At 33.6% G+C, this 12,089-nt stretch carries 9 protein-coding genes; 6 read left to right on the top strand and 3 right to left on the bottom strand.

The window, feature by feature from the left end; all coding sequences use genetic code 11:
- Positions 1-16: 16 nt before the first annotated feature.
- From QMA06_RS05660 to QMA06_RS05635, 6 genes are all read left to right on the top strand, one after another.
- Entirely contained in the window at positions 17-3,154 is a 3,138-nt protein-coding gene (locus tag QMA06_RS05660; RefSeq protein ID WP_290205906.1) for an efflux RND transporter permease subunit, read from the top strand.
- 5 nt (positions 3,155-3,159) lie between these two features.
- Positions 3,160-4,578: an efflux transporter outer membrane subunit gene (locus tag QMA06_RS05655; RefSeq protein ID WP_290205905.1), complete on the top strand. Its 1,419-nt coding sequence runs from the start codon at positions 3,160-3,162 to the stop codon at positions 4,576-4,578.
- Positions 4,579-4,659: 81 nt separating this feature from the next.
- Complete coding sequence (locus QMA06_RS05650; RefSeq protein ID WP_290205904.1) at positions 4,660-5,259, top strand: TetR/AcrR family transcriptional regulator; 600 nt, start codon at positions 4,660-4,662, stop codon at positions 5,257-5,259.
- A 115-nt stretch (positions 5,260-5,374) separates the two neighbouring features.
- A complete protein-coding gene (locus tag QMA06_RS05645; protein ID WP_290205903.1) occupies positions 5,375-5,995 on the top strand; it encodes a MarC family protein in 621 nt (206 codons plus the stop codon).
- 100 nt (positions 5,996-6,095) lie between these two features.
- Positions 6,096-6,692, top strand: coding sequence for a glutathione-regulated potassium-efflux system oxidoreductase KefF (gene kefF / locus QMA06_RS05640; protein ID WP_290205902.1), 597 nt, complete (start codon positions 6,096-6,098; stop codon positions 6,690-6,692).
- Between the two features lie 3 nt (positions 6,693-6,695).
- A complete protein-coding gene (locus tag QMA06_RS05635; RefSeq protein ID WP_290205901.1) occupies positions 6,696-8,582 on the top strand; it encodes a monovalent cation:proton antiporter-2 (CPA2) family protein in 1,887 nt (628 codons plus the stop codon).
- A gap of 765 nt (positions 8,583-9,347) precedes the next feature.
- Here QMA06_RS05635 and QMA06_RS05630 read toward each other — a convergent pair.
- From QMA06_RS05630 to QMA06_RS05620, 3 genes are all read right to left on the bottom strand, one after another.
- Complete coding sequence (locus QMA06_RS05630; protein ID WP_290205900.1) at positions 9,348-10,154, bottom strand: type 1 glutamine amidotransferase domain-containing protein; 807 nt, start codon at positions 10,152-10,154, stop codon at positions 9,348-9,350.
- Positions 10,155-10,262: 108 nt separating this feature from the next.
- The gene (locus QMA06_RS05625) at positions 10,263-11,420 is read right to left on the bottom strand and encodes an iron-containing alcohol dehydrogenase (RefSeq protein WP_290205899.1); all 1,158 of its coding nucleotides are present in this window, start codon (positions 11,418-11,420) and stop codon (positions 10,263-10,265) included.
- A gap of 31 nt (positions 11,421-11,451) precedes the next feature.
- Entirely contained in the window at positions 11,452-12,084 is a 633-nt protein-coding gene (locus QMA06_RS05620; RefSeq protein WP_290205898.1) for an NAD(P)H-dependent oxidoreductase, read from the bottom strand.
- Between the last annotated feature and the right edge of the window lie 5 nt (positions 12,085-12,089).

The following is a 12,089-nucleotide window of genomic DNA, read 5'->3' as shown; positions in this document are numbered from 1 at the left end:
ACTAAAACTAGTAGTCATGTTAAAAACATTTATTGAAAGACCAGTGCTTTCAACAGTAATCTCTATTATCATAGTTATACTGGGAGTAATAAGTATAACTACCTTACCTATAGAGGAGTACCCAGATATTGCACCGCCAACAATCCAAGTTTCAGCCAATTATACTGGAGCTAATGCAGAAACAGTATTAGAAAGTGTCATTATTCCCATTGAGGAACAAATTAATGGAGTGGAAGGAATGACCTATATCACTTCTACGGCATCAAATGACGGTACAGCGGCCATTACCGTATATTTCGACCAAGAGACGGATGCTGATATTGCCGCGGTGAATGTGCAAAATCGTGTAGCTAGAGCCACACCATTATTACCACAAGAGGTTACCCAAACAGGTGTGGTAACGCAAAAACAAGAAACGAGTGCACTGATGTTTGTATCTATGTATTCTGAAAGCGAAAATTACGACGCTACGTTTATTCAAAATTACTTAAAAATCAATGTAATTCCAGCTATGCAGCGTATAAACGGGGTGGGAGATGTTAGTGTATTCTCTAATCAGGATTATGCCATGCGAATTTGGTTAAATCCTGAAAAATTAGCAGCTTATAACTTAATTCCTTCGGATATATCAGCCGCATTAGCAGAACAAAATTTAGAGGCTGCTGCAGGTTCGTTAGGAGAAAATAATGGCGAATCATTTTCATATACTTTAACGTACAGTGGTCGTTTTAAAGATGAAGCGCAGTACAGTGACATTATTATTAAAGCATTAGGTAATGGAGAATTTTTGCGATTAAAAGATGTGGCTACGATTGAGTTAGATGCACAATCTTACTCGTCTAATGCGATGAGTTTAGGAAATCCGGCTGTATTTATGGGTATTTTTCAAACTAAAGGTTCTAATGCTCAAGAAATTATCGAAAATATAAAAGTAACCTTAGACGATGTTAAAGCAGATCTACCAGAAGGGTTGGATATATTTGTGCCTTACGATACGAGTCTATTTTTAAATGCATCGATAGATAAAGTAATTACTACGTTAATAGAAGCTTTCTTATTAGTGTTTTTAGTGGTGTTTCTATTCTTACAAGATTTTCGTTCTACGTTGATTCCGGCTATTGCAGTGCCTGTTTCTATAATTGGTACATTCTTTTTCTTAAATATTTTTGGGTATTCTATTAACCTTTTAACTCTATTTGCGCTTGTTCTAGCCATTGGTATTGTGGTAGATGATGCCATAGTTGTTGTGGAAGCGGTACATGCTAAATTAGACGAAGGTGAAAAAAGCCCTAAGAATGCAACATTGACAGCCATGAATGAAATATCTGGTGCCATCATTTCTATTACCTTAGTTATGGCAGCTGTATTTATTCCGGTAACTTTTGTAACAGGACCAACAGGTGTGTTTTATGAACAGTTTGGTGTTACGTTGATAATCGCCATTTTAATTTCTGCAGTTAATGCCTTGACGTTAAGTCCTGCATTGTGTGCCTTACTATTGAAACCACATAAAGATGATGAGGAATTAAAAAATAAAAACCTGTTACAACGTTTTTACACCGTATTCAATCGTGGATTTAATGCAACGATAGAAAAATACGGGAAATCACTTCAATTTTTATATAAAAGAAAATTTGTATCCGTACTACTTTTGATAATTGCGGGAGTAGGAATTTATTGGGCATCTGCAACAACACCAACAGGATTTGTACCCGATGAAGATAGAGGTATCATCTTTGCAAATATAGAATTACCACCGGGAGCATCATTAGACAGAACAGATGCAGTCGCAAGAAAACTATACGATAAAATTGAAGGCATGGACGGTATAGTAGGTGTAAACTTCATTAAAGGACGTAGTTTAATTAGTGGATCTGGTAGTAATTTTGGCTTCGGAATTATTAAACTCGATGATTGGGGAGAGCGAGAAGGTGATGCACTATCTGCACAAGCAATCACAGGAAAATTATTTGGCATTGCGGCGACAATTCCAGAGGCCAATGTAATTTTCTTTTCTCCACCAAGTATTCGTGGGTTTGGTAATTCGTCTGGATTCGAGATTAATTTATTAGACAAATTTGGAGGAGAGTTTACAGATTTAGATCAGGCTAATAAAGATTTCTCAATGGCTATTATGAGTCATCCTGAAATTAAATATGCAACATCGTCATTTAACACTAATTATCCACAATACGAGATGGAAGTTAATGTACCCTTGGCAAAAGAAAAAGGAGTTTCAGTTTCCAGTATTTTTTCAACATTACAAGGTTATATAGGTGGAGTATATGCTTCGGATTTTTCGCGATTCGGAAAACAATTTAGAGTATACATACAGGCTTTACCAGGAGATAGAGCCGATGAAAATGCATTGAATAGTATGTATGTGAGAACTGATTCTGGCGAAATGACACCAATTACACAGTTTGTAAATTTAAAACGCGTGTATGGACCACAATCGGTAACACGTTTTAATTTATTCAATTCCACAAGTATAACTGGGGCTACAAATGAAGGGTTTAGTACCGGTGACGCTATTAGAGTTATAGAAGAAGAAGTGGCAAAATTACCAAGTAATTATACTGTTGCCTATTCTGGTTTAACACGAGAAGAGGTTAATGCAGGAAACCAAACCACTTTCATATTTATTTTAAGTATTCTGTTTGTGTACTTTTTATTGAGTGCACAATACGAAAGTTATTTATTACCATTTGCAGTTATATTATCATTACCATTTGGTGTATTTGGTGCCTATATAAGTACAAAATTCTTAGGCTTGGAAAATAACATTTATTTCCAAATTGCTTTAATAATGTTAATTGGTTTGCTCGCCAAAAACGCGATCCTTATTGTAGAGTTTGCACTGCAACGGAGGAAGCAAGGTGAATCTATCGTTGATGCCGCCATCCATGGTGCTAAAGCGCGTTTGCGTCCTATTTTAATGACGAGCTTCGCTTTTATTTTGGGTTTAACACCCTTAGTTTTGGCTAATGGTGTCGGTGCAGAAGGTAACAATGCTATTGGTACAGGAGCAGCAGGAGGTATGCTTATTGGTACAATTTTAGGAGTCTTTGTAATTCCTATTCTATTTATATTTTTTCAATGGTTACAAGAAAAAGTTTCTCGTAAACCAGCAGTACAAACTATTGAAGCCTAAGAACAATGACATCAATTATAAAACATAGAAATTTTAGAAAAGGCACTTTAATGTTGGCCATTGCACTAACACTACAAAGCTGTTTTGTGGCACAAGATTACGTTAGACCAAATTTGGAAACCGAAACTGACGCCCTTTACCGCACAGAAAATCTTCCGACAGATAGCATTTCTATCGCTAACATGTCTTGGAAAACATTATTTAAAGACCAATACCTTCAGAAATATATTGAAGAGGGGCTACAAAATAATATGGATATTCGTATTGCACTGCAGCAAATAATTGCGGCAGAAGCTTATGCAAAGCAAGGTAAAGCCGGTTACTTTCCTTCAGTAGATGTTGGTACAAGTGTAACGCACCAAGAACAATCTGAAAACAGTCAATTCGGTGCGCTTTTTAGTGGTGGGATTGATACTTACGATATTACGGCAAACCTCTCATGGGAAGCTGATATTTGGGGTAAAATTAGAAGTAACAAAAGAGCAACACAAGCCGCTTATATGCAAAGTGTAGCAGGTCACCAAGCGGTGAAAACAAAGTTGATTTCTAGCATTGCGAATACGTATTACAATTTATTAGCTTTAGATGCTCAGTTAGAAGTTACAAAGGAAACGATTATTACCAGAGACAGTAGTGTTACAACCATTAAAGCATTAAAGGAAGCGGGGCAAGTAACACAGGTGGCTGTAGACCAAAACATAGCACAGTACAATAGTGCAAAAGCACTGCAAGTGGATATTGAAGTTGCCATTTTTAAAACTGAAAATATGCTCAGTATTCTATTAGGTAAAACTCCACAACACTTTGAAAGAAGTAGTTTGGACGTTCAAGGAATAGAAGAAGAGTTAAAAATTGGAGTACCTGCAACGTTACTGAGCAATAGACCAGATGTTTTGGCTGCTGAATTTAATTTAATTCAATCTTTTGAATTAACCAATGTCGCTAAAAGTAGTTTATATCCATCATTAACACTTACAGCTTCTGGTGGGTTACAAAGTTTAGAATTAGATAATTTATTGAATGCGAACTCATTATTTGCAACAGTAGTTGGTGGTTTAACACAACCGCTTTTTAACAAACGGCAGTTAAGAACACAAAAAGAGGTTGCTATAGCGCAACAAGAACAAGCTTTACTTGATTTTAAACAGACGTTATTGGTAGCAGGCAGTGAAGTATCTAATGCATTGTTTAGTTATGAATCTGAAGTGAAGAAATTTGAGTTCAGACAAAATGAAGTTGAAGCCTTACGCCAAGCGGAAGCTAACTCAAACGAGCTACTCAAAAACGGTTATGCGAACTATTTAGATTTATTAACAGCTAGAGAAAGTGCTCTAAGTGCCGAACTGAATATTATAGACAGTCAATTACAGCAATTAGTGTCAGTCGTAGATTTATATGAAGCGCTTGGAGGTGGTTGGAGATAAATTCTATTTTCATTTTAAAAAGCCTTTATATTTTAATTATTTGTAGCTCATTTTAAATCCTTATTGGTATTATAAAAACTTATGATTTCTAAAGCAGAATTACTAACATATTCTATTAATAAGTTTACCGAATTAGGGAGTAAACATGTGACTTTAGATGATTTAGCAAAAGGACTTGGTATATCGAAAAAAACGATTTATTCATTTTTTGCTAATAAAGAAGACTTGGTCACCTGTGGTGTTGAAAGTTTAGTAAATGACTATAAGCAAGACATTAATAGGCTGATTGATAGCAACAGCACAGATTCTATTTTATGTGTTATACTAATTTATCAGAGAGGGTTTGAGTATTTAAAACGCTTTAAACCCTCTTTTCTCTACGGATTGGAAAAATATTACCCTAAAGCAAGTCGGTTATTTAATAATTTTGTTGAAGATTTAGCAAATTATACAGTCTATAAATTGTTGTTAAGAGCTCAAGAAGCGGGCAATATTAAAAACGATGTTGACATCGAATTAATCATTAAAATTTATTTTTTTAGAATTGACCATTTGCTCTTTAAAGACGATAATTCATTTGAATTTTACGATCAAGACACCTTATTAAAACATTTTATTATTTTTAATTTGAAAGGAATTGTTGCAAGTCATTATTCAAATACTATTTTTGAAAAGTCTTAATTTTGCAGAATAACAAGACCAGTGGTTTAGAATTAAATTAGTAGGCATAATTTTACTATAATTTGATAAACAACCAATTCATCGAGATAATTTCAAACTTAAAACTTCAAGGCATATGGATAACTTAATTGCATTTTCAATTGCAGTATTTACTGGTTTTTTTGCAATTACCAACCCCATATCAAATATGACGGTTTTTGTGTCCTTAACGCAAGGAGCTAGTGAGAAGGCAAAGGCAAGTATAAATAAACGAGCAAATATTATTGCTTTTATTATAATTACCACGTTTGTACTCTTAGGCCGATATATCTTTCAACTTTTCAATATTAGTATTCCTGCTTTTAAAATTACTGGCGGTATTTTAATATTTTATATTGGTTTTGAAATGTTACAATCAAAAAAATCTAATGTAAAAAATATTAAAGATGTTCATATTGATGAAAATATTGCGGTTTCACCATTAGCGATCCCAATTCTTGCGGGACCTGGTACTATAGTTACAGCAATGAATTTCGTTTCTGATGCTCAAATTATTCATATAGTTTTAGTTATCGCTATTTTTGGTTTAATGAGTTTATTAACGTTTTTTACATTTAGATTAAGTGATGTGATTGTTAGAATAGTTGGTAATAATGTTATTTCCGTAATCGGAAAAATAATGGGACTTATTATTGCCATTATTGGCACCGGAATGATTATAGAAGGTATTAAAATTTCATTTAATTTAATCGCCTAGTTTCTAGTAAATTTAATAATAGAGAATCTGATCTCATCGGTATATTATAAGCGGTTAAAACTATTTTAACCGCTTATTTATTAATTGCTATTTTCGTAATATGAAAAAAATTCTAATCCTTTTTGCGCATCCTAAGCTAGAAAAATCTAGAGCGAATTTATCTTTAATCAATCATATTAAAGACAAGGGAAATGTAACCATTCATGATTTATATGATGAATATCCCGATTTTCATATCGATGTACCAAGAGAACAGCAATTATTAGAAGCGCACGATATTATCATTTGGCATCATCCATTTTATTGGTATAGTTGTCCGCCATTAATGAAGCAATGGATTGATATGGTTTTAGAATTTAATTGGGCTTATGGACCAGAAGGAAAAGCGTTACACAATAAAACGTGTTTAAATGCTATTACAACAGGTGGATCTAAAGAGGTGTATTGTTCTGCAGGCTATAATAGTTTTACAGTAGAACAATTTTTAAGACCTTTTGAACAAACTGCAAATTTATGCGGAATGATTTATTATCCTCCATTTGCAGTTATGGGAACGCATAATCTTTCCGATGAAAAATTAAACGATTATAAAATAAATTACGGAAAATTAATCGATTTACTACAGGATAATTTAACAATGCAAGATTTTGAAAAAAAATCGTTTATCAATGATATTCCGCAACTTAAAAGTTCGTAAAATATGACTGGAAGTTTACTTTTCGAAGCCATAGTGTTTTTAGCTGGAGCGATTATTTGTGTGTCTATTGCCAAGCGGTTAGGCTTGAGTTCTGTTATTGGTTACTTATTGGCAGGTGTTTTAATAGGACCTTATGTATTAGGTTTTATTGGTGAAGAAGGAGATGATATACTTCATTTCGCCGAATTTGGAGTTGTAATGATGCTATTTCTTATAGGTTTAGAAATTGAACCTAAAAACTTCTGGAATATGCGAAAAACGATTCTTGGCATGGGAGGAATTCAAGTAGGAGGTACCATGTTCTTGTCTTATTTATTATTCACCTTTTTAGGTTACGATTGGGAGGTGGCGTTAGTAATTTCTATGGCTGTAGCATTATCTTCTACAGCTATAGCTATGCAAACTATAAAAGAAAAAGGTCTGATGAACACTACCTTTGGAACATCAGCTTTTTCTATTTTATTATTTCAAGATATTATTGTGATCTTCATGATAGGTGCAATGCCATTGTTATCTAATTCTAGAGCAGGGACACAATCCGATCACAGCGACTCTGTGAGTCTAATAGCGAGTTTACCACTTGGATTTCAGACCATAGCTATTATTTTGTCCGTTGTAGTTATTATAGCGTTAGGCCGTTATTTAATTGTTCCAATGTTAAGAAAAGTAGCTAAAACAGATGTTCGTGAATTGCTTATTGCGGCTGCATTTTTAATCGTTTTTGGAATTTCATTTATTATGGAGTTGGTTGGTATCAGTCCAGCTTTAGGAGCATTTTTAGGAGGTGTGGTATTGTCTAATAGTGAATTTAAACACGAGTTAGAAAGCACATTAGAACCTTTTAAAAATTTATTACTAGGTTTATTTTTTATGGCAGTTGGTGCTTCCATTAACTTTATTATAATTGCCAAAAGCCCGTTGACTATTGGTGGCATTTTAATTGTCATAGTTATAATAAAAGCTGTCGTTTTACTTATTACAGGTCGTGTTTTTAATTTAAAATTAGATCAAAAATTACTCTTAACTTTTGGTTTAGCTCAAGTAGGAGAATTTGCTTTTGTATTACTGTCTTTTGCATTTGGACTTAATATTTTAGAACAAGATCAAATGGACATGTTGTTAGTAATAACAGCATTAAGTATGGCATTAACACCAATTATAAGTATAATAAATGAGCGTTTTATTCTGCCAAAAGTTGGAACTAAAGAATCGATACAACGGCCGATGGATCATATTGCAAAATCGCAAAAAATAATTTTGGTTGGTTTTGGAAACTTTGGAAGTACAGTAGGTCGTTTTTTAAGGTCGCATGGAGTAGAAGCTACCATTTTAGATCAAGATTCAAATCGTGTAGATTTACTTCGTAAAATGGGTTTTGAAGTGTATTATGGAGATGCTACTCGTTTAGATTTATTAGAATCAGCAGGGATTGCAGAAGCTAAAATAGTAATTATCGCTACCAATAAATTAAGTGTAACTAAAGCGATAAGTAAAATTGTAAATGAAAAATATCCGCACATACAACTTATGATTCGGACTAAAAATAGAGACGATGTTTACGCATTATTAGACCTAGGACTTGAAAATTTTTATAGAGAATCTTTAGACACCTCGTTAGCATTAGCAAGTGATGTATTACATCAGTTAGGATTTAGAAAATATACACTTAACAGACAAATTAAAAATTATATTAAATATGATGAAACTAGTCTGAGACGTTTAGCAAAAGCGTCTAAACAAGAAAAGAATTATCTTTTTAAAGTTAGGAAAGAATTACAAGAGCAAGAAGAATTATTAGATGCAGATTTTAAACGAGGTATTGACTTTGATAACCATTGGGATAGCGAACATATTAGAAAAGCTTTGGAAAAATCTAATACAAATATGTGATGCAAAAAGTCGTGCCACACATTGTTTTCTATTTTTAAAAACCAGAAAATAGTGGTTTTGAAATTTTAACCATTGAAAGTGTCGCATCTCATATAACCGAAATTATAGACCACAATAGAAGTAAAATCTAATATTTAATAATTTAAGGATAATGAATAAAATATAAAAAACACCATTGCTTTTTACAAAATGGCCTACGAAAGCAATCCAACAAAAGCTGTAACACTGTATGTTGGAGAAGAATATGTACAACTCAATCCAATGACCGCAGACGGTCGACAAGCATTTATAAATTGATTTAATCGTATGCAAAAAGAACTGCCTGTAAATTCAATTGATTTTTAAGAAGCGTGTGCGAAGCCGACTTATTGTGAATTTTTATATTCAGATTTATGAATTAGGAAAGTCCATATTTTTTGAATAAACTCAATAAATAAAATAAAAGTTTAAGCATTTAGACTTCAGAAAAATGCAAAGAAATAACATGTAATACGGATAAAGATAATAGTTAACATGTTGTATTATATTTTTTGTTGCAGGTTCTAATGCCATGACTAAAAGTGATATATTTTCGGCTTTAAATATGGTATTTAATTTCTAGCTTTTTAATTTTTGGATAAAGCATATTTTAACTTCTGAGCCTTCGATAGTCATAATGTACTTCAAATTATCTTAAACCAACCATAAGAAAGACAATTCTAAATTTAAGAATTGTTAAAAAAAAGGTTTCCAATTTGGAAACCTTTTTTTAGGGGGTGTCTAAAATTACTTCAAACTCTCTAATAATTTTTCAGCTACTAATTCAGAAGAGGCTGGATTTTGGCCAGTAATTAAATTACCATCCTGAATAGCATACGCTGCCCAATCGTCTTTTTTAGAGTAGATTCCACCATTGTTATTTAGCATATCTTCAACCAAAAATGGAACAACCTCAGTTAATCCGACAGCATCCTCTTCAGTATTTGTAAAACCTGTCACCTTTTTACCTCTAACTAAAGGTTCTCCATTGGTTCCTTTAACATCTTTTAAAGCGGCCGGTGCATGACATACAAATGCAATAGGTTTATTTTGAGCGTTAAATTTTTCAATTAAAGCAATAGAAGTTTTATCATTGGCTAAATCCCACAATGGCCCATGACCACCTGGATAAAATACGGCATCAAAATCATTAGCGTTAATATTTGCTAATTTGTGTGTGTTAGCAATTAAAGCTTTAGTTTTTTCATCTTTGTTATAACGCTCAGTATCATCTGTAGCGGCATCTGGGGAATCGCTGCTTGGATCTATTGGTGCAGCACCACCATTAGGAGTCGCAATCGTTATTGTTGCTCCTTTATCTAATAATGTGTAATATGGATTTGCGAATTCTTCAACCCAAAATCCTGTTTTTTTTCCTGTATCTCCTAATTTATCGTGAGATGTTAATACAAATAGTACGTTCATATTTTCTTGTTTTTTAGATTCTATTTTTTCTTCTGAAACGATTCCAGAAGGTTTGTTGTTTGGTCGGTCTTTACAACTTAATGCTGTAAATGTTGTTAGCACAATGGCCACAGTTTTTATTAATGTCACTACAATAATTTTGTATTTGAATAATTTGATCACATAAGAGTGCAGCCGAAAACCTTAGAAATTTTTGCTATTATAGCATTCCGACTACACTCTTTGTAACCAGTATACTTAGTAAGCCATCTTTACTATTTTCTCGGCGTCTTCTGGCATTAATGCCTGACGTTCGCCTAATTTCCAGTCACGTGCTTTAAAACGTTTTGCAACTTCTTCAGCGGTGCCTTCATAGTCTGTTGTGTAATCAGACAATTTAGTGTCAATACCTAATTCATGGAAAAATGCTTCAGTTTTAGCAATAGCTTCATAAGCCTTATCGTCTGTACTTCCTTCGGATATATTCCAAATACGCTCGCCATACTGCGCTAATTTTTCCTTCTTAGATTCAAAATTATATTTATAATGGCTTGGTGTCATTATAGCTAAAGTACGGGCGTGATCTATACCGAACAAAGCCGTTAGCTCGTGTCCCATCATGTGTATTGCCCAATCTCCAGGAACACCTTTTTGAATTAATCCGTTTAAAGCCATAGTACAACTCCACATAAAATTTGAAGCGGCTTGATAATTTGTGGGATCTTTTAATACCGTTGGAGCAACCTCTACTAAAGTTTGTAGAATACTTTCTGCAAATCGATCTTGTAAAATTGCACCAATAGGATACGTCATGTATTGCTCTAAAACATGTGTAAAAGCATCGGTTAAACCATTAGCTAGTTGGCGTTGTGGAATTGATGTAATGACTTGTGGATCTAAAATTGAAAAAACAGGAAATAATCCTGGTCCACCCATGGCTAATTTTTCCTTAGTTTCTTCGCGTGTAATAACAGCTCCAGAATTCATTTCAGATCCTGTTGCTGGCAATGTTAGCACTGTACCAAAAGGCAATCCTTTTTCTGTTCTAATGTTTTTCGTTAATATATCCCATGGAGTGTCACCATCGTAAACTGCTGCTGCCGATAAAAATTTGGTACCATCAATTACAGATCCTCCACCAACGGCTAATAAATAGGTAATATTTTTAGTTTTAATTACTTCTAATGCATCCATCAAAGTAGCATACTCCGGATTTGCAGGAATACCTCCAAACTCAGTAACATCGATATCGGTCAAAGCTGTTTTTACTTGGTCATAAATACCGTTTTTCTTAATACTTCCACCTCCATAAAGTAACAGAACTTTAGCATCAGTAGGGATTTCTTCTTTTAACTTTTCTATAGTATCCTTTCCAAAAATAATCTTGGTTGGGTTTTTAAATTCAAAATTGTTCATTTTTATTTTTTTTGTATTTCTATTAAATCCTTTATTCAATAACTGTTACTAAATCCTCCATAGGTTTTCTAACCTTTTGCAGATTTACTAACCAATCTTCATTTGTTTTTCTATAACCAAGAGGTAATAAAACGGCACTTCTTAAGCCTTTTTCGCGTAAACCTAAAATTTCATCTACAGCATCTGGCTCAAAACCTTCTAATGGTGTTGCATCTACAGCTTCAAAGGCAGCAGCCGTTAAAGCTTCGGTAAAAGCAATATAAGCTTGTTTTGATGCGTGAATAAAATTTTCTTCTGGATCTTTTGTAGGATACATACCTAATAACATTTGTCGATAATTCTCCCAACCTTCATTTTTAAATCCGCGAATCTCATTTGTTAAATCGAACATGTAGTTGATACGTTCTGGTGTATAATGATCCCAAGCTGCGAAAACTAATAAATGCGAACAATCCGTAATTACAGACTGATTCCAAGCCACGGGTTTAATTTGCTCTTTTACCTCTTGATTTTTAACTACAAAAATTTCAAAAGGTTGCAAGCCAGATGACGTAGGAGCTAGCCGTGCAGCTTCTAAAATACGTTCAATTTTATCCTCAGATACTTTTTCGCCATTCATAGCTTTGGCAGCGTATCTCCAATTTAATTTTTCTAATAATTCCATTTAAT

The sequence above is a fragment of the Winogradskyella bathintestinalis genome (assembly GCF_030407435.1).
In the GTDB taxonomy this organism is placed as follows: domain Bacteria; phylum Bacteroidota; class Bacteroidia; order Flavobacteriales; family Flavobacteriaceae; genus Winogradskyella; species Winogradskyella bathintestinalis.
Note: the sequence above shows the minus strand (reverse complement) of the source record. Positions and strands in the feature narration are given on the sequence as shown.

Excerpts from the sequence above, each read along its gene's own strand:
- QMA06_RS05660 (WP_290205906.1), top strand. The coding sequence starts at position 17 with ATGTTAAAAACATTTATTGAAAGACCAGTGCTTTCAACAGTAATCTCT.
- QMA06_RS05655 (WP_290205905.1), top strand. The coding sequence starts at position 3,160 with ATGACATCAATTATAAAACATAGAAATTTTAGAAAAGGCACTTTAATG.
- QMA06_RS05650 (WP_290205904.1), top strand. The coding sequence starts at position 4,660 with ATGATTTCTAAAGCAGAATTACTAACATATTCTATTAATAAGTTTACC.
- QMA06_RS05645 (WP_290205903.1), top strand. The coding sequence starts at position 5,375 with ATGGATAACTTAATTGCATTTTCAATTGCAGTATTTACTGGTTTTTTT.
- kefF (WP_290205902.1), top strand. The coding sequence starts at position 6,096 with ATGAAAAAAATTCTAATCCTTTTTGCGCATCCTAAGCTAGAAAAATCT.
- QMA06_RS05635 (WP_290205901.1), top strand. The coding sequence starts at position 6,696 with ATGACTGGAAGTTTACTTTTCGAAGCCATAGTGTTTTTAGCTGGAGCG.
- QMA06_RS05625 (WP_290205899.1), bottom strand. The coding sequence starts at position 11,420 with ATGAACAATTTTGAATTTAAAAACCCAACCAAGATTATTTTTGGAAAG.
- QMA06_RS05620 (WP_290205898.1), bottom strand. The coding sequence starts at position 12,084 with ATGGAATTATTAGAAAAATTAAATTGGAGATACGCTGCCAAAGCTATG.